This window comes from Oryzifoliimicrobium ureilyticum (assembly GCF_037199735.1).
GTDB classification, from domain to species: Bacteria; Pseudomonadota; Alphaproteobacteria; order Rhizobiales; family Rhizobiaceae; genus Rhizobium; species Rhizobium ureilyticus.
In genome coordinates this window covers 113,677-132,481 of the sequence record NZ_JBBBVQ010000003.1, presented here as the reverse complement: position 1 = coordinate 132,481, position 18,805 = coordinate 113,677, and the positions used below count along the sequence as shown (strand labels likewise).

Below are 18,805 nucleotides of genomic sequence, written 5' to 3'. Positions count from 1 at the left end.
GTTGATTGCCGCCTTCAGCAGCATAAGAGCCCCGGTTTCCTCTGAAGCCGGGGCTTTACTCTGCGAGGATCTCTCTCAAAGCTCACCGCAAGCCGATCCACCGCAGTAGCTCTCTCTTTTCCTCCAGCCTCACAGATTGCAAAAAGGTTTGTCGTTTCTGTGCGGAGCGGGGTAAGGGCATTCACTTTCGCATCGGCGCTAAACACCTGGATCCAGTATTTGGCAGGCCGGAGTGTAAGCACCACATGCAATAAAGTGCCGATTGGAGAGAAGGCCGATGAGAATGCCAAGAGCAAAGGTGGCGATCATTGGAGGCGGACCTGCAGGCTTGATGGCCGCAGAAAGTCTCGCGAAAACCGCGGACGTGACTGTTTTCGAAGCGATGCCGACGGTTGCGCGCAAATTCCTTCTCGCCGGCAAATCCGGGTTGAACATCACGCATTCCGAAGACTATGCGAGCTTCATCACAAGGTTCGGTCGCGCGACGCCACGTCTTCTTCCCGCTTTGGAGCTCTTTCCGCCAAAAGCGATTCAGGACTGGGCTGAGGGATTGGGATCGGAAACCTTTATAGGCAGTTCGGGCCGTGTCTTCCCAAAAGCGATGAAGGCATCCCCCTTGTTAAGAGCCTGGTTGCAGCGATTGAGTGATCTCGGCGTGCAGGTTCTCACCCGTCATCGATGGCTTGATTTTGCTGAAGATGCCCTGCTTTTTGATACTCCGGAGGGCGCTCAGCAGCGGCGTTTCGATGCCGTTCTTTTCGCACTTGGAGGCGCAAGCTGGCCGCGTCTCGGCTCAGATGCCGCCTGGGTAAAGCCATTCGCAGAAAAGGGCATCAAAGTAGAGCCATTCAAACCGGCAAATTGCGGATTTGATGTCGCCTGGAGCAGTGTCATGCGCGAGCGCTTCGCAGGCGCCGCTGTCAAATCCGTGACAGCTTCTTCTACCGCAGGAAGTTCATCGGGGGAATTCGTTATCACCGAGACCAGCATTGAGGGCGGTCTTGTCTACACTCATGCAGCAGGCCTGCGTGATGCGCTTGATAAAGGCGAAGCTGCTTTCTTTGAAATTGATCTGAAGCCGGACTGGGAGGAGGAACGGCTAGCGACTGCGCTCGCTCGGCAGCAAGGCAAGTCCAGTTTGGCAAATCGCCTTCGTAAGGCTGCCGGCATCGATGGCGTTAAGGCTGCTCTTTTGAGGGAGTTCGCAAATACGCAGGATATGGCATCATCCAAAGGTCTGGCAAGGCTTATAAAGAAGCTTGCAATTCCCCTACAGGCGCCAAGACCGATTGCAGAAGCCATTTCCTCGGCAGGTGGCGTCGTGTGGGACGAGATCGATAGCCGCTTCATGATTTGCCGCATGCCCGGCGTCTTTGTTGCAGGTGAGATGTTGGATTGGGAGGCCCCGACAGGGGGCTATCTTCTTACGGCTTGCTTCGCCTCTGGCCGTGCAGCCGCCGCGGGCATTTTGGACTGGCTTTCCCAAAAAACGTGATTTTAAATCCACACCCGTTTGATCTTTGCGTTAATAATGAATAAAACCTTTCGCGGTAAGGGTCTGGGGTGACCGGAAACCACGTAGGAGGCTAAAGCCGTTGAGGGCGAGAGGCACACTGGGAAACCCTTTATGGGGAATCGTACTAGTGGGACTGGCGGCTACAGGCTGCACCACCACACAAAAAACCGCTGGGACGACAACAAAGTCGATACGAGCGTCCAAGGTTACTTATAATTACACAGCGAAGGATCGCGAGTGCTTGAAGCGCGCGATGTATTTCGAATCGGATCGTTCAGATCCTGACGGCTATATGGCCGTTGGCACTGTCGTGATGAACCGGCTGACATCGGGAGCCTATCCCGAAACGATTTGCGGCGTGGTTTCGCAGGAGAAGCAATTTGCTCCCGGCGTTATGACGCGCGAAATAAAGCCGGAAGCCGAGCCTGCTCTCAACAGCGCAGCCGATGCAATCCTTCACGGCAAGCGCCATCCCGGCATCAAGAACGCCATGTTCTTCCATACCAAAGGTTTGTCGTTTCCCTATGACAACATGCATTATGTTGCCGTTGCGGGGGGAAATGCATTTTACGAAAAGCGTGATCCGGCCAATGGACTTTTGGAAACGCCGCCTCCGCTGCCGGCCTTTGAAGTTGCTATGAACTACGTTCCGAACGGGGGCGTCCAACCTGTGTCGTTCGACGCATCGCGTTTTGGCCAGCAGGTGGCCTATTCTCCTGCTCCGCAGGCCAGTGCAGCAATCGCTCAGAACCTGGATGCAGTGCCGGGCGTCGCGCCGGCGGCACCGACGTCGTCTGCGGCCTTTGCAAACGTGCCGGCGTCTTCCGCAGCTTTTGCAAATGCACAGACATCGACAAGTGCTCCTCGAGCCGCCGATTTCGACGTCGCTCAACCCGCTTCCGTGCCCCTTCCGACACCTATGCCGGGAGAAGTACGCGATTCGGCGCCGTCGGCTGCTAGTGCGCCAAACTACACCGTGCCGACGGCAATTGTCCGTCCGACGCCAAGACCCAGTCTTGATAGCGCAGCGCTCCGCGGTCGCGGCACGCAAATGGGCGGCTAACGACTTGCAGAGGTCAATAGCCCCGCAGCTCCAGTTCAGGGCAGCGGGGTTTTTTTATTGTTTAGTCAAAAAGACGCCATAGCCGGTAAACGTTTCAAAAAATGAATATTCCGCGCCTCTGAAGGCATGTGTAACAGAAAGCTTCGCCTTCATCGGCATAGGCCCTCTGAAAATCTGTCTTATCGTTGAGACGCTGAGACCATAGGCGCGCGCATCTCGCTCGCCGGTCGAGATGGACCACTTAGACGTGTCGCGCCGCCGCTTATAACGGCAACTCATAAAAAATTAAGCTTCATTTTAACGACTTTCGCACATTTCAGACGTCGTCAATTTAATATTAGCATCTGCGATGAATGGTGTGGGTGGCAGCGCGGTCACGGTCGGGTTGTATGCCGAGCGTTGTGCCGGGAAAAGCGTCGTTCATCCAATTGAGTATGGTTCCTTTATGAGTATCGCAGTCGCCGAAACACCAAGCGTTAACGAACGCCTTAGTCAGCGGAACTTTCAAAAGCTTGCGAATTTCATCTATGACTACTGCGGTATCAAGATGCCTCCTAGCAAGTTGACAATGCTGGAAGGCCGGCTGCGGCGGAGGCTTCGCGTCACACAGCATTCAAGCTTCGATGAATATTGCGATTATCTCTTCAATCACGATGGCTTGGAAGAAGAGGCCGTCTATCTGATCGATGTCGTGACGACCAACAAGACTGATTTTTTCCGCGAGCCCAAGCATTTCGAATATATGCAGCAGACAGCGTTGCCGACGCTTCTTGCCAGTGGTGTAACCAGCTTGCGTGTCTGGAGTTCAGCCTGCTCGACGGGTGCCGAACCCTATACGATTGCTATGCTACTGGCAGACTTTGCCGCCGCACGCAGCAACTTTGCCTGGCGCGTTCTTGCAACGGACATCAGCACTGAAGTTCTTGAAACAGCGCATCGTGGCATCTACCATTCAGATTTGGTGCTGCCAGTGCCAAGCGATATGAAGAAAAAATACGTCATGGTTTCGCGCAAGCACGACCGCAACGAGGTTCGGATATCGCCACGGCTCCGTAGCAATGTCGGCTTCGCCCGCATGAACTTGATGGACAGCGCGTACTCGATCGGTGATCCCGTACACATCATTTTCTGCCGCAACGTGCTCATCTATTTCGATAAGGAGACCCAGCAGAAGGTCCTATCGCGGCTGTGTGATTGCCTGCACAAAGACGGCTATATGTTCATTGGTCATTCCGAAACTGTCGGAGGCTTCGATCTTCCGCTGAAGCAGGTTGCCAATACCGTCTTCAGGAAAATCTGAAGACCGGCCCTCGCGCTGACAGGCTGATACAGTGGGAAACCTGTGCGTTAAATGGAAAACGCCTTTTGTTGTACCCCTGCAGTTCAGCGGTTTAGGGGGAAGCTAAGCTTTTGAAGCTGCATTCCGCTTTCGCGTAGACCACAAGCAATACGAAGCGTGCTATCCACAAGAGGCTCATTTTGCACAGCTATGCATCGTTTGTAACCAGAAGGCTTGCAAAAGCCCTGCAGTAAACGTGATCGCGCTGTCATCGAACTGTCGTCTCCTCTACATGTCGGTGTCGTAAATCGCCAGTATTACCCCCGCCAGTTCCAACGGCTTTTAGGGGGCCTTTATGAAACGCAGCTGGCTGCTTTCCTCGATTTTGACGGCAGGCGCTTTGGCGCTTAGCGTAACGAACAGCTTTGCCGAGCCTGTAAAGTTCGAATTCTGGTACGGCTTGAGCGGCGATCTGAGCGAGCGCGTGCAGGAAGCGTGCAAGAAGTTCAACGAGTCTCAAAAGGACTACCAGATCGTTTGCACCTCGCAGAATGCCTACGACACGACGCTGCAAAACACCATTGCCGCCTACCGTGCGAAGAAACAGCCGACCATTGCCCAGATTTATGATGCTGGCACGCTCGACATGATGCTGTCGCACGCTTTCGTTCCTGCCAAAAAGCTCATGGCTGACAACGGCTATAAGATCGATTGGGACAACTATTTCCCGGGTATCGCCAATTATTATGCGACAGCCTCTGGAGAGCTCAACTCGTTCCCGTTCAACTCCTCCACGGCCATGTTCTATTACAATGTGGATGCTTTCCAAAAGGCCGGGATCGATTTCAAGCCGGATACTTGGGAGCAGGTCGAAGAGGCGGGCAAGAAACTGAAGGCTGCGGGCTATGAGTGCCCATTCGGTTTCAATTTCGATCCGTGGATGACCATGGAGCAGTTCTCTGCCATTCACGATCAGCCGATTGCCACGCAGGCCAATGGTTATAAGGGCCTCAACGCCGAGTTGGTCATCAACAAGACCAGGTTCGTCGATATGGTCAAGTTCCTGAAGAAAATGCAAGACGAGAAGGTTGCTGTCGTTAAGACGAAGCAGCTTGGTATGGATATCGTTCCTGCATTCGGTTCGCAGACCTGCCAGATGATCATGACCTCGATCGCTGACCATGGCACGATCGGCAAGACCCTGCCGGAAGGCGTGAAGTGGGATGTCGTTCCGCTCCCGGTGTTTAAGGGAACCGAACGCCACAAGTCCTTCGTCGGTGGCGCATCTCTTTGGGTTCTCGCTGGTCGCCCCGAAGGCGAATATAAGGGTGCGGCAGCGTTCCTTAACTTCATCGCTCAACCCGACATGGTCCAGTGGTGGTCAACGGTGACGGGGTACATTCCTGTCACGAAGACGGGCTTCGAGACGATGAAGGCCAATGGCTTTTACGATAAGGCGCCTTACAAGGGACGCGAGCGTGCGATTGAAAGCCTGACTGTGACGCAGCCGACTGAAAATACCCGCGGCATCCGCTTGGGCAGCTACACTCAGGTCCGCAAGGAAGTTTCGACGGCCCTTGAAGCAATCTTCATGCAAAATGCCGATGTCCAGGCATCCCTCGACCAGGCTGTAGAACGCTCGAACGCCATCCTGCGCCGTTTTGAGAAGACCTATTCAGGCGAAAAGCTGAACTAACAATTTGAGAAACAAGAGGCCTGTCCTGACATCAGGACAGGCCTTTTTTGCCGTCAACGGCTTGTCATGCTTCGAGCCTATAATCGTTAAACCGCCGGTCGATCGAGATGGATCGATATCGCTCCGGCCCTTAAAAACAGGAGTACGGACTTTTCATGGAAAAGCGTTCCGTCTTCAAGAGCGCGTGGCTTCCTGTTCTTTTTGCTGCGCCTCAGCTCCTCTTGATCTTTGTGTTTTTCTACTGGCCTGTAGTTGCCGTCATCAACTGGGCGTTCACGCTGGAGCCACCTTTTGGCGGGGCAGCCGAATTTGTCGGTTTTGAGAATTTTCGAGAAGTCTTTTCCGATCCGCTCTACTGGAATTCAGTCGTCGTCAGCGTCATTTTTGCCGTCGTAGGTGCCTCTTGCGCTATCCTGATCGGGCTCGTTCTTGCGCTCGCGGTCGATAGGGCGCTCCCCGGTTCCGGGTTCTTCCGCTTTCTCTATATTTTGCCGTTTGCTGTCGCCGGACCAGCTGGAGGCCTGGCGTTTCGGTTTATTCTGTCGCCGGAAAGAGGGTTGGCCGCATCGCTGAACCAGATCTATCCGGATATTTGGAACCCTGCAAAGTTCGGGACGCATGCTCTCATTCTGGTCATCGTGATCTTTGTCTGGAAGTGGGCAGGCTACACCTTCATCTTCCTGCTCGCTGGTCTGCAGTCTGTGCCCAAGACGCTTGTCGAAGCCGCTGCAATGGATGGCTCGGGACCAATCCGCCGTGCCCTCGATATTCAGGTTCCGTTGCTTGCGCCGACACTTTTCTTCCTCGTCGTCACGATGATGACCGAGGGCTTTGTTGGCTCGGACACATTCGGCATCGTGCATCACACCACTGCCGGTGGGCCGAACCATGCGACGGAAGTGATGGTGTTTCGCATTGTCGATGAAGCTTTTCAGGGCCTGAATTATTCCGGCGCCTCGGCGCAGAGCATCATTTTGATCGGTCTTATTATGATTTTCACCTTCATCCAATTCCGCTTCATCGAGCGGCGCGTGCATTACAAGTGAGCATTCATGATTGAACGTACGCCATTTGCAAACGCCTTGACCTATGCCGTCATGATCATCGGGTTCGTTCTTTTGATCGGACCGTTTATCGTCGTCATTTCGGGCGCCAGTCAGGATCTACGGCAGATAAACTCGGTGCCTTTCAGTTTCATGCCGAACGATCAGCTCTTCACCAATGCTGCGCAAGCATGGTCTCGCGCCAATCTTGGCACGGCAATGCTGAACAGCCTTATCATGGCCTGCCTCATTACGTTCGGCAAAGTTGCCTTATCCGCCCTAACGGCCTTTGCGATCGTCTTTTTCCGCTCACCTCTGAAGCACCTCTTCTTCTGGACGGTGTTCATCACGCTGATGCTTCCATTGGAGGTGCGCGTCGTGCCGACATACGCCGTCGCTGCCGATATGTTCAAACCTGTCGGCATGCTGATTGAGTTCTTTTCCGGAATTCATGTCGGGATAGAGTGGAATCTTTTGAACTCCTACATGGGTCTCACCTTGCCGCTTATTGCGACGGCGACAGGTACCTTTCTCTACCGACAATTTTTCATGACGCTGCCAGATGAATTGGCTGAAGCAGCGCGCATGGACGGATCAGGACCCGTACGCTTCTTCGTCGAGATCTTGCTGCCTTTATCAAAGACGAACATCCTCGCCCTCACCACGATCATGTTCGTCTATGGTTGGAACCAATATCTCTGGCCGCTCCTGATGGTCACGGATCCCTCCTACAAGACCGTCATGATGTCTCTTGTTGCGCTTTTGCCGAGCGAAAACGGCACGCCCGACTGGAACGTAACACTGGCCGGCTCGCTCATCATCATGGCCCCACCGGTCCTTGTCGTTGCTATCTTGCAGCGATGGTTCGTCCGCGGCCTTGTCGCCTCAGAAAAGTGACCGAAATAAAGAAAGAAGGCTCTTATCAATGGCACAAATCGATATATCTGCTGTCCGCAAATCCTACGGCAAAAACCCGACCATTCACGGGGTGGATCTCAGCTTTCCATCAGGAGAATTTGTTGTCATCCTTGGTCCCTCCGGCTGCGGAAAATCAACGCTCCTGCGTATGATCGCCGGTCTTGAAGAAATAACTTCAGGAGAAATTTCGATTGGCGGACGTGTCGTCAATCGGCTCGAACCACGAGAGCGAGGCTGCGCGATGGTCTTCCAGAACTACGCGCTTTATCCGCACATGACGGTGGCATCCAATATCGGTTACGCGCTCAAGGTTGCCGGCGTCCCGAAAGCCGAGAGACAACGTCGTATCGAGGAAACGGCGAAGATCGTTGGCCTTTCCGAATATCTTGAACGCAAGCCTGCGGCGCTTTCTGGTGGTCAGCGTCAGCGCGTCGCCATGGGACGCGCTATCATTCGCGAGCCGAAGGTCTTCCTGTTCGATGAGCCCTTGTCCAATCTTGACGCAAAACTGCGCGTCAGCATGAGGGCAGAGATCCGTAAGCTGCACCAGCGGCTTTCTGCTACATCCATCTTCGTGACTCATGATCAGGTCGAGGCGATGACTTTGGCCGACCGGTTGGTGATCATGAACAAGGGACATGTAGAGCAAGTGGGGCGTCCGTTGGACATCTATCATCGTCCGGCAAGCACATTCGTGGCCTCCTTCATCGGGTCACCTGCGATGAACCTGTTTGAGACGCGCATCGAGGTGGAATCGCCAAGCATCCGCATCGGTGGTAAAATCGTTCCCATCGACCCGCGAATGGCTTCGCTCCTGCGCGGCAAGGATGTTGTTGTTGGCATCCGGCCCGAGCACGTGAAGCTTTCCGATCGAGATGGCGTGCATGGCGTTGTCGACTTCGTCGAGGAACTCGGTTCAGGTCGGGTGGTCCATACAGTTGTCGACGGACAAGCGTTTGCGGCGGCGCTGGGCGAAGAGGTCGTGACACACGCCGGCGACACCATCAATTTCCACTTGCCGGCAGAGCATCTGCACTTCTTTGATCGCGTAAGCGGTCAGCGAATCGATGCCAATTTCTTCGAGGAAACGGCGGCAAGACAGCCCGTGGCCAATCTTGCGGCACATTAGGCATTTTCGTCCGCATGCCCGAATGCTAGCGAGAAACCCAATTTGAAATCGAGATCTGGAGCGGATTGCCTCGCATACAGAACGAGCCGCTCAGGATGCATCTTGGATCATCGACAACGGAGATAGACTCATGAGTAATATTTCAGCCATCGGCTTTTGCAATCGCACCGGGCGTGGTGATCTCAGCGTGCTGGATGCTTCGATCCGAGAAATTGCCGATACCGGCGCCGATGCTTGCGAAATCGGCATCTATGGCGAGGAGATCGTGTCAGGTGGCCGTATCATCGAAGAGCGTCTCCAGCGTGTTGTGGAGATCGTGAAGCGCTATCCGTTCAAAAAGCTGTCCCTGCACGGCCAGATCTCGTCCAACTTTATGGACCGCGATCACCTTCATCTTCAAAAGAAGGTCGTTCGTGCGATGCTCGAACTGTGCAATCGACTGGGCGCTGGTATCCTCGTCCATCATTCAGGCTCCGCAATACTCGCTTCAGAAGAAAACAGTGCCGATCTCGACGAGATGGAGCGGGATGCCTTGCTAGAGATGGCCGACATTGCCAAGGGGTACGGCGTGCGGATTGCCTTGGAGAACATTTTCACGACGGAAAAGGGTCAATACCGCCAGACGCCGTCACAGGTGGCCGAGACCGTCAAGGCAATTGGCCATGACAATGTCGTTGCTCTTATCGACTTTTCTCACGCCTATATCGAGTCGACCTTCCGGAAGCTGGATTTCCGGGACCAGCTTCGCGCCATGGCGCCGGTCGCAGGGCATCTGCACGTGCATGACAGCTTCGGTCTGCCGTACACGATGGAAAAGTTTTATCATCCGGCCGAGGCAACGGCGCTTGGGATCGGCGATCTGCATCTGCCGATCGGTTGGGGCGATATTGACTGGGAAAGCATCTTCTCAGAGCTTAACTTCCTGCCAGATACGACGCTGATCATGGAAATTGGTGCTGAACGTTTCGCTGCCGAGCAACCTGCTTGTCTCAATCACGCGCGCCGCCTTGTCGCTATGGGTGAAAGAGCGGCGGCAGCCGAGTAATCTGTAGGACGCGCAGGCCGTCGAAACTGGCCTGCGCGTCTTTTATGACTTTTGTTTTGACGAGGGTTCCAAGACTGTGGCTCAGGGTTTGGCCGCCTTGACGAAAAAGGCAATGCATTCGCGCATATATTCTTGCCTGGCTTGCCGAGACGGCCAGTCAAGCGCGTCTTTTTGTGGTGGGCCAAAAGCACCAAAGATCATGTCCATCAACATGCGTGCACCATGGTGCGGGTTTACCAGCGAGAGTTTTCCTCTCTCTCGCTGCTGGCTCAGCCAAGCCGCCAGATCGCACCGCATTTCCTGGGCACTTTCATGAAGCATTTCGAAAACCTCGGGATATTGAACGCTTTCTGAAAAGAAAACGTGGATGATGGCTTTTCTTTCGCGCTCGGCCTCTTCGTCGATTTCGATCAGGAAAATCTTCTCAAGCGCTTGCTCTGGCGTCAGATCCTCATTCTCCGGTCTTGGAAGATCGAGTGCAGTCTGGCGAATGGTGGCAATGACCGCGCACAGGAGTTCGCGCTTGGATGGAAAAAGCCGGTAAAGAGTGTTCTTGGAGATCTTGCATTCGGCTGCAACGCGATCTGTGGTTGTGCCCGCATAACCAAGTTCAACGAAACTTTGCCGAGCCGTCTCGACGATTTGTTTTCGCTTGTCTTCGTCTGTCGATGTCCGCGGCCTGCCGCGCGGCTTTTTTGCAGCGTCAATCACATGATCTTTAACCGCTTTCACTTGCAAACCCCGTTCTCCGCCTAGATTGCCAATTGACATCGATCCGCCACCCAAACTAATGGTACTGCATCGTACTGTAAATGTGCAGAGAGGGTTTTCCTTTGCGTTCTAAGCTCGAAGCGTCCGCCAACGTCAGCGGCCTCCAGATCGGTGCAGTCAAGTTTGACAGCCGCGCGCGGCGAACGCTCCGTGCATTCGCGTGCATTGCGGCTGTTCTTGCCTTGGCCTCCTGTAACCAGAAGAACGATACGTCGAAACAGCAAGCTGCTGCCGGTGCTGCAAAGCCGGAGGTCAGCGCGATCACGCTTCATCCGCAGTCGGTCGCCATTACCGCAGAGCTTCCTGGCCGCACATCGGCCTACCTGATCGCGGAAGTGCGCCCGCAGGTCGGTGGCATCATCACGAAACGGAATTTTAAGGAAGGCAGCGAGGTCAAGCAGGGCGAGATCCTGTATGAAATCGACCCAGCCACCTATCAAGCTTCCTATGACAGCGCCGCTGCGGACTTGCAAAAAGCAAAGGGTGCGGTGCCAAGTGCCCAGGCAAAGCTTGATCGCTACAAGGGCCTCAGCGCACAGGCTGCTGTCAGCCAGCAGGATTTCGATGATGCGCAGTCTACGCTTGTTCAAGCCCAGGCCTCGGTCGCTGCGGCGCAGGCAGCGCTCGACACCGCGCGAATCAATCTCGAATACACGAAAATCCGCGCTCCCATTGATGGACGCGTCGATGCGTCCGCCGTCACGGTCGGCGCTTTGGTGACGGCCAATCAGACAACTGCTTTGACGACGATCCGCAAGCTTGACCCGATGAACGTCGATGTCACGCAATCGAGCACCAATCTATTGAAGTTTCGCAAGGCTGTTGCCGAAGGCCGTTTGAAGATGAGCGGCGAAAATGTGTCGGTGCACCTGACGCTCGAGGATGGGTCGACGTACAATCAGACTGGCAAGCTCGAATTCCTCAGCGCCGCAGTGGCCGAAACTGTCGGCACCGTTACCGTCCGCGCCGTGTTCCCCAATCCTGACCGTGTGCTGTTGCCGGGTATGTATGTGCGCGCCACGATCGAAGAAGGCGTCGCAGAAAACAGTTTCCTCGTTCCGCAGCGGGCCGTGACACGCAACACGAAGGGAGAGCCGACAGCCATGTTCGTCCAGCCCGACGGCAAAGTCCAGTTGCGCGTCCTGTCGGTGCAGCGCAGCGTTGGCAACAGCTGGTTGGTCGGCGAGGGCGTCAAAGACGGAGATCGCGTGATCGTTGAAGGTAGTCAGCGCGTTCGCGACGGCCAGGATGTGACAGTTTCTTCCGTGACGATTGACGATGCCACGGGTGAGCTTAAGCAGGCGGCAGCAGATGCACCTAAGGAACAGCAGAAGCAGAGCATGAACGACACGCCCGACAAGGCCATCACCACCGCGTCTGCCAAGTGAGGATTTGACCGATGTCGCGTTTCTTTATCGACAGGCCGATCTTTGCCTGGGTCATTGCGATCGTAATCATGCTGGCGGGCTTGCTGTCGATCACCACGCTATCGATCTCGCAATATCCTCAGATCGCTCCAACGACGGTTCGTATTACCGCTACCTATAACGGTGCCGATGCTCAAACCGTTGAAAACTCGGTAACGAAGGTTATCGAACAGGGCATGACGGGGATCGATAATCTCGATTACATCGCCTCGACGTCGACTTCCACAGGGCAGGCTTCGATATCGCTCACCTTTACGAACAAGGCCAACCCTGATGTCGCGCAGATGCAGGTCCAGAACAAGCTGCAGCTTGTAACCGCGCAGCTTCCGCAAGCGGTGCAGAACACAGGCATTGTTGTTTCCAAATCGACCTCCAGCTTCCTCATGGTTATCGGCTTCGTGTCGACCGACGGCAAGTTGAGTGCCAATGACCTTGCCGACTATGTGAACAGCACGCTGAACGATACGCTTAAGCGCGTTCCTGGCGTCGGTGACACGCAGCTTTTCGGTGCCGGCTACGCAATGCGAATCTGGGTAAACCCGGATAAGCTCTATCAATATCAGCTTACCACGGATGATGTTGTCTCTGCTATTCAGGCACAAAATACGCAGGTTTCAGCAGGTCAGGTCGGTGCATTGCCGCAGGTCAAAGGCCAGCAGCTCAATGCGACCGTGACGGCAAAAAGCCGTTTGCAAACGCCGCAGCAATTCGAAAACATCATCCTAAAGAGCCAGTCAGATGGCTCCCTGGTACGTCTGAATGATGTTGCACGTGTTGAACTCGGCGCTGACAGCTACACGAGTACGAGTACCTACAACGGAAAGCCATCGGCTGGTTTGGGTATCAACCTGGCGTCGGGCGCGAATGCGATCGATACGGCTGAAGCCGTCGAGAACATGATCAACAGCGTCAAGCAGACGATGCCTCCCAATGTCGATGTCGTTTACCCCTACGACACGACGCCATTCGTCAAGCTTTCGATTGAAGAAGTGGTGAAAACCCTCGTCGAGGCAATCGCACTCGTCTTCATCGTCATGTTCGTCTTCCTGCAGAGCATCCGCGCAACGATCATTCCGACACTTGCTGTGCCTGTTGTGTTGCTCGGAACCTTCGGCATTCTCTCCGTCTTCGGTTATTCGATCAATACGCTGACGATGTTCGGTATGGTTCTGGCGATCGGCCTCCTCGTCGACGACGCGATCGTCGTCGTCGAGAATGTTGAACGTGTGATGGAAGAAGAGGGGCTTTCGCCGCGCGAAGCGACCATCAAATCCATGAGTGAAATCACCGGAGCGCTGATAGGTATCGCGACGGTTCTGTCTGCCGTGTTCATTCCCATGGCCTTTTTCTCTGGTTCTGTCGGTGTGATTTACCGGCAGTTCTCGGTTACTATTGTGTCTGCAATGATCCTTTCGGTCATCGTTGCGCTTGTTCTCACTCCCGCTCTTTGCGCGACGATCCTGAAGAAGCCGAAGCATGGTGCAAAAAAGAAGGGCGTGTTCGGTTGGTTCAACCGCAATTTCGATCGCGGCACGCATGGATATCAGCGAGGCGTCGGTGGCATTATCCGTGTTGCGCCGATCTTCCTGATTATTTTCGTCCTCATCGGAGCTGCCGTCGTCTATCTGTTCAACCGGCTTCCGAGCTCGTTCCTGCCGGATGAAGATCAAGGTATTTTGATCACGACTGTGCAACTGCCGCCTGGTGCAACGGATTACCGAACCAAACAGGTCTTGGAGAGCGTTCGTAATCATTATCTTCAAGATGAAAAGGCGAACGTTGAAGGCGTGTTTGCCGTTGCGGGCTTCGGTTTCAGCGGGCAGGGGCAGAACGTCGGCCTTGTGTTCGTGAAGCTTAAGGACTTCGCTCTGCGAACGGATCCCCAGGCGAGCGCGCAAGCCATTGCTGGACGGGCGATCAGGACCTTTGCGTCACTGAAAGATGCCAGTGTCTTTGCACTTGCGCCGCCTGCGATCCCGGGTTTCGGCACCTCTGCCGGCTTCGACTTCTTCATCAAGGATATTAACAACCAGGGCCATCAGCAATTGATTGCGGCACGCAACCAGTTGCTAGGGCTGGCATCGAAGAACCAGAAGCTCGTCGGTACGCGTCCAAACGGCCAGGAAGACACGCCGCAATACTCAGTCGAAATCGATCAGGAAAAAGCCCGTTCGATGAACATCGATCTCACGGCAATCGACGCGACGTTGTCGACGGCCTGGGGTGGAACCTATGTCAACGATTTTATCGACCGCGGGCGCGTGAAAAAGGTCTATGTGCAGGCAGATGCGCGCTTCCGCATGCAGCCGGAGGATCTTGACCGCTGGTATGTGCGCAACTCGGATGGCGATATGGTTCCATTCTCTGCGTTTGCTTCGGGTAAATGGACCTATGGTTCGCCACGACTTGAGCGTTACAACGGCTCTCCCGCCGTCGAAATCCAGGGAGCTGCTGCTCCTGGCGTATCCTCGGGCGATGCGATGAATGAGATCGACAGTCTCATGAATCAGTTGCCGCCCGGCTTCTCGCATGAGTGGACCAGTCTGTCCGCGCAGGAGAAGCTGTCTGGCAACCAGGCAACGCAGCTTTACGCGATCTCGATATTGGTGGTGTTCCTGGCGCTTGCGGCGCTCTATGAAAGCTGGTCGATCCCGTTTGCCGTTCTGCTGTCGGTTCCGATCGGGATTTTCGGGGCATTGCTTGCTGCAACTCTGTTCGGCCAGTCGAACGACGTCTACTTCAAGGTCGGCCTTCTTACGACGATAGGCCTTGCCGCGAAGAATGCGATCTTGATCGTGGAATTTGCCATCGAACAGCAACAGCGCGGGAAGGGGCTCATCGATGCAACCTTGGAAGCATCGCGTCAGCGCTTGCGCCCGATTTTGATGACGTCCTTTGCCTTCATCCTTGGCGTGTTGCCCTTGGCGATTTCCAAAGGCGCTGGTTCAGGGAGCCAGAACTCAATCGGTATCGGCGTGATGGGCGGTATGATTTCTGCGACGGTTCTCGGCATCTTCTTTATCCCGCTCCTGTTTGTGACGGTGCGCCGTATCTTCAAAGGCGGCCATAATGTCTCAGGGTCGGGAGAGGAAAAGGCCACTCAAGTCTGAGAAAAGCTGTCTGATCAAGAAAGTCTCACTCAGCGCGCCGTGCATCGGAAAGGATGCGCGGCGCGCTTTCTTTGAGCTTCAGCATCCAAGCGTTCTATGCCGAAATGTCTCGAGGTTGTCAGCGCGAGCGGTCGCAATCTTTCGCAAGAGGAGCTTCTAACGCGAGACCGCAATCGCGATGACAACAGGATGTTGCGTCCGTTGCTATTTCCTTCTCAATCTTCCTCTTGCAACGATGATCAAATCCTTCCACAAGCGCGTTGTATCGGTCTATTTTTGGAGATCAGCATGAACGAGCGACGGTATTATTCCCAACCTGGCGGGCTGCCTGGACAGACTGAGCTTTTGTCGAGCAAGGCAGTTTTCACCACCGCCTATGCCGTCATCCCGCGTACGGTTATGACCGATATCGTTACCAGCGTGCTGCCATTCTGGACACAGACAAGAGCCTGGATGCTTTCAAGGCCGCTGACAGGTTTCTCCGAGACTTTCTCGCAATATTTGATGGAAGTCGGTCCTGGCGGCGGTAGTGATCGCCCTGAGCTCGATCCGCGCGCCGAAGCTGCCATGTTCTTCGTTGAGGGAGAGGCTGTGATTACGCTTTCTGGACAAGAGCATAGTTTGCGCGCAGGCAGCTTTGCATTCATTCCTGCCGGTTCGACCTGGACGCTGAAGAACAACGGTAGCTCGGCAGTCAAATTCCACTGGGTAAGAAAAGCGTTCCAAGCCGTGGACGGCCTAGAGCCGCCCCCGGTACTTTTCGCGCATGAGGATGAACGTGCCCTTTCGCCCATGCCCGACACGGATGGAAAGTGGGCAACGACCCGCTTTATTGACCCGGATGACGTTCGCTACGATATGCACCTCAATATCGTGACGTTTGAACCAGGCGCGACGATCCCATTCATGGAGACCCATGTGATGGAGCACGGGCTTTATGTGCTTGAGGGCAAGGCGGTTTATCGTCTCAACAGCGACTGGGTCGAAGTCGAGGCGGGCGATTTCATGTGGTTGCGCGCATTTTGTCCGCAGGCTTGCTATGCGGGCGGCCCCGGCCGATTCCGATATCTCCTCTACAAGGATGTCAATCGGCACGCCAATCTGTGGTGAGGGGGCGGGGGCGCCGCTCCAGACAAATCAGCGCCGTGAGACCGGAGACGCCCCCGACAGCACCAATGAGTGCTGTCGAAGCGTAGCCGGCAAGGCTCGTACCCACGGCAAACATTAGTGCGCTCAACGCGGCGCTTACAAAGATATTCACTGAGATCAGAGCGCTTCCCAGACCGGGCCGATCGGCAAGGAGATCTTGAAGATAGGTAATCGGTATGCTGATCAGAGCTGCGGCACCGATCCCGCTGATCAGCGACAGTGCATAGAGATGCCAGGGCTGATGGGCAAAGGACAGAAGGCAGAGATATGTTGCATAGATGCTGCCGCCGGCCATCAATCCAACCATCGGGCCTTTTCGCCTGACAACTTGTGCCCAGATCATCATGAAAACGATTTCGATCAAGGCGACAATGCCGATGACGATGCCGACATCCGTCATGGCGCCCTGCGCCTGGCCGGTCGCAATCAACGATAGCAATGCATCATTCAGATGCAGCATCGCCGTAACAAAGGCTAGCGCGGCGATCCGCATAGCGACAAAGGGCGAGGCGACTGTCGTCAAAGCAGCAAGATGAGACAGATGATTGGCCGCCGCATCTTCGGTCTTCGGCTGATTTGGAAGGTAAACGCTGATCAAGACGAGACAGGAAAGGCAGGCCAGCGCTGCAAAAAGATAGGCCGCCAAGCGACTTTGCGAATGCGTGAGAACAAGACCCGTCAGGCCGGGCACGAGAACCCAGGCAAGCGAGATCATCGAGCGGACGCCTGTGTTAACGCGCGATACTTCATGCCGTGGCATCGTATTGGTGACAACGCGCACATTGGCAAATAGCAGGGCATTGAGCGTATTGAAAACCGGCACCAGTAGGAGCATGCCGATGACAAAAGTCGCTATGGAAGGAAGGAAATAGATCGAGCCGTATCCTGCGATCCCAAACAGGCAGACGGTCATCATGATCCTGCGATATCCGCCAACCCGATCCGCCAGGTTACCAAGCAGAATGCTGACGGTAACATTGACCGCAGCCGCGCAGAATATCAAAGTCGAATAAAGGACATTGCTGAGGCCAATCTCCTTGATCCCGATGATCGAGGCATAAGGTCCCGTCGAAGCGCCGGCAAAGCCGAAAATCAAGATCGCAACCATGCTCACGCGGATGGTCGGATTGGAGAAAACGTCAGGTATGAAGCGGCGCATCTGAAGTCTATCTTAGGAGGAAGGGCAAGACAGGCCGCACGAAGGTCCCGATGAGCGCGCGGTTATTCTTTCCAACGCGCCGAATAGTGGACATGCGGACGGAAGTCAAAGTTCCTGTCGAATGGGAACATCGGACGTTGCCTACGATTGCAGTCGAGCCCGGCGATATGTTGATTGACTACCCCTTCTGTCAGGGCCATCAAGTTCGGATTTGCGATCGGGGCAAGTTCTGGCGAAAGATATCCTGACTTGACGACCAGCAAGCGAACAGCCTTCGGATCGAGCCCGAGGCGCGTAAAGTCAGCTATATTGTGGTAGGGCCGGCGTTTGGCAGCCAGAACCACGGTGACGCCAGAAATGCTAACCACAGCCTGTCGATCGGATGAAGGACCGGGATCGTCAAGCCGTTGAACCAGCGCCTCTACCGAAACCGGCGTGCTTGACGGATCGAGGCTGCCGCCGATGGTTAATGCAACATGGCATCCTTCGCCGGCGGCAAAACATGCCTCGACTGAAGGCCGATCTGTGATACCTGCGATGAGAGCGTCCGTGAAGCCTCTCTTTAAGAGAGCGCGCAAGACGTCGGCGCGATCGCCTACCCCGCCACCGGTCGGATTGTCCGCGGAGTCCGCCAAAATAATAGGAGCGGTCGTGGTTTTCTCGGCAAGATCGAGCATCTCTGCCAATGGGCCTGTTACCGGTCCAAACTCGAAGTCTTCACGTGCATTCCAATAGGCAAGCGCCAGTTCCTCTGCCACATGGTACGCTGCATCACGGTTCGTGGCTGTAACGACAGCGCATGCTGTAGCGCGGGGCTCATCTGCCCATACGTAGCCGACCATCATGTTGGCGTCGAGAACGCCTTCTCGTTTGTCGATGTCAGGGAGCTTCAGGTAAATTGACTTGGCAGGCTCATCTTCGGTGGATGTGCATTCGCCTGGAAGAAGAACGGGAATGGGTGCCCACGCTATCCCCGGGGTGAGCCCGGATCTTATAGCATCCACAAGCATCGACCAGGCGCGGATCATTGTTTCGCGTGTGTCGATATGCGGCGCCGTGCGGTATCCCGCAAAGATGTCGAGCGCATCGATAATGGGTTGGCTGACATTGCCATGCAGGTCATAGCTCGCAGCAACGGGGCAGTCGGCCCCAACGACGTCTCGCGCTGCGGCGATCCAGTCACCTTCGGCGTCATCCATGCCATCAACATTCATCGCGCCATGCATGGCGAGATAAAGACCATCGATTGGCAGCGCCGCACGCAATCGGTCTAGAAACTCCGATTTGAAACCTTCATAGGCTTCGCGCGAAACTGGACCGCCAGGCACAGCCCGCGCGTGAAGCAGCGGAACATGCTCAAGGTCGGCTCCGTTCAGGAAGCTGAAGTAGTCGGAAGTAAGCAATTCGTCGCCACGCAGGACGCGGAAGTCCTCCCGCGTCATCAGAACGGGGGAGTAGGTGCTGCATTCCGTATGGATACCGCCAACTGCGATGCGCATG

The 18,805-nt window shown here is 55.1% G+C and carries 14 protein-coding genes; 11 read left to right on the top strand and 3 right to left on the bottom strand.

Annotation, left to right across the window (positions count from 1 at the left end; genetic code table 11):
• Positions 1 to 283: 283 nt before the first annotated feature.
• The 8 genes from VQ830_RS06315 (at position 284) to VQ830_RS06280 (ending at position 9,689) form a co-directional block, all read left to right on the top strand.
• A complete protein-coding gene (locus VQ830_RS06315) occupies positions 284 to 1,495 on the top strand; it encodes a TIGR03862 family flavoprotein (RefSeq protein WP_337267402.1) in 1,212 nt (403 codons plus the stop codon).
• 100 nt (positions 1,496 to 1,595) lie between these two features.
• Positions 1,596 to 2,579: a cell wall hydrolase gene (locus VQ830_RS06310; protein WP_337267234.1), complete on the top strand. Its 984-nt coding sequence runs from the start codon at positions 1,596 to 1,598 to the stop codon at positions 2,577 to 2,579.
• 445 nt (positions 2,580 to 3,024) lie between these two features.
• A complete protein-coding gene (locus VQ830_RS06305; RefSeq protein ID WP_337267233.1) occupies positions 3,025 to 3,879 on the top strand; it encodes a CheR family methyltransferase in 855 nt (284 codons plus the stop codon).
• A 334-nt stretch (positions 3,880 to 4,213) separates the two neighbouring features.
• On the top strand, positions 4,214 to 5,554 hold the full coding sequence (locus tag VQ830_RS06300; RefSeq protein WP_337267232.1) for an extracellular solute-binding protein: 1,341 nt from the start codon (positions 4,214 to 4,216) through the stop codon (positions 5,552 to 5,554).
• 155 nt (positions 5,555 to 5,709) lie between these two features.
• Positions 5,710 to 6,600 (top strand): carbohydrate ABC transporter permease, encoded by an 891-nt coding sequence (locus VQ830_RS06295; protein ID WP_337267231.1) that lies wholly within the window; start codon positions 5,710 to 5,712, stop codon positions 6,598 to 6,600.
• Between the two features lie 6 nt (positions 6,601 to 6,606).
• Positions 6,607 to 7,494 (top strand): ABC transporter permease subunit, encoded by an 888-nt coding sequence (locus VQ830_RS06290; RefSeq protein ID WP_337267230.1) that lies wholly within the window; start codon positions 6,607 to 6,609, stop codon positions 7,492 to 7,494.
• A 28-nt stretch (positions 7,495 to 7,522) separates the two neighbouring features.
• Complete coding sequence (locus VQ830_RS06285) at positions 7,523 to 8,644, top strand: sn-glycerol-3-phosphate import ATP-binding protein UgpC (RefSeq protein WP_337267229.1); 1,122 nt, start codon at positions 7,523 to 7,525, stop codon at positions 8,642 to 8,644.
• A gap of 130 nt (positions 8,645 to 8,774) precedes the next feature.
• Positions 8,775 to 9,689 carry a sugar phosphate isomerase/epimerase family protein gene (locus VQ830_RS06280; protein ID WP_337267228.1) on the top strand — a complete coding sequence of 305 codons (915 nt, stop codon included), beginning with the start codon at positions 8,775 to 8,777 and terminating at the stop codon, positions 9,687 to 9,689.
• A gap of 81 nt (positions 9,690 to 9,770) precedes the next feature.
• On the opposite strand, the gene VQ830_RS06275 is transcribed toward VQ830_RS06280, so the two are convergent.
• Positions 9,771 to 10,421 carry a TetR/AcrR family transcriptional regulator gene (locus VQ830_RS06275; protein ID WP_337267227.1) on the bottom strand — a complete coding sequence of 217 codons (651 nt, stop codon included), beginning with the start codon at positions 10,419 to 10,421 and terminating at the stop codon, positions 9,771 to 9,773.
• Positions 10,422 to 10,624: 203 nt separating this feature from the next.
• Here VQ830_RS06275 and VQ830_RS06270 point away from each other — a divergent pair, with 203 nt between their 5' ends.
• From VQ830_RS06270 to VQ830_RS06260, 3 genes are all read left to right on the top strand, one after another.
• Positions 10,625 to 11,848: an efflux RND transporter periplasmic adaptor subunit gene (locus tag VQ830_RS06270; RefSeq protein ID WP_337267401.1), complete on the top strand. Its 1,224-nt coding sequence runs from the start codon at positions 10,625 to 10,627 to the stop codon at positions 11,846 to 11,848.
• A gap of 11 nt (positions 11,849 to 11,859) precedes the next feature.
• A complete protein-coding gene (locus VQ830_RS06265) occupies positions 11,860 to 14,997 on the top strand; it encodes an efflux RND transporter permease subunit (protein WP_337267226.1) in 3,138 nt (1,045 codons plus the stop codon).
• 288 nt (positions 14,998 to 15,285) lie between these two features.
• Entirely contained in the window at positions 15,286 to 16,107 is an 822-nt protein-coding gene (locus VQ830_RS06260) for a bifunctional allantoicase/(S)-ureidoglycine aminohydrolase (protein ID WP_337267225.1), read from the top strand.
• Here the strand turns inward: VQ830_RS06260 and VQ830_RS06255 are convergent.
• Positions 16,082 to 17,305 (bottom strand): MFS transporter, encoded by a 1,224-nt coding sequence (locus VQ830_RS06255; RefSeq protein WP_337267224.1) that lies wholly within the window; start codon positions 17,303 to 17,305, stop codon positions 16,082 to 16,084. The genes VQ830_RS06260 and VQ830_RS06255 overlap by 26 nt on opposite strands.
• A gap of 62 nt (positions 17,306 to 17,367) precedes the next feature.
• Positions 17,368 to 18,804 carry a M81 family metallopeptidase gene (locus VQ830_RS06250; protein ID WP_337267223.1) on the bottom strand — a complete coding sequence of 479 codons (1,437 nt, stop codon included), beginning with the start codon at positions 18,802 to 18,804 and terminating at the stop codon, positions 17,368 to 17,370.
• Position 18,805 lies beyond the last annotated feature (1 nt).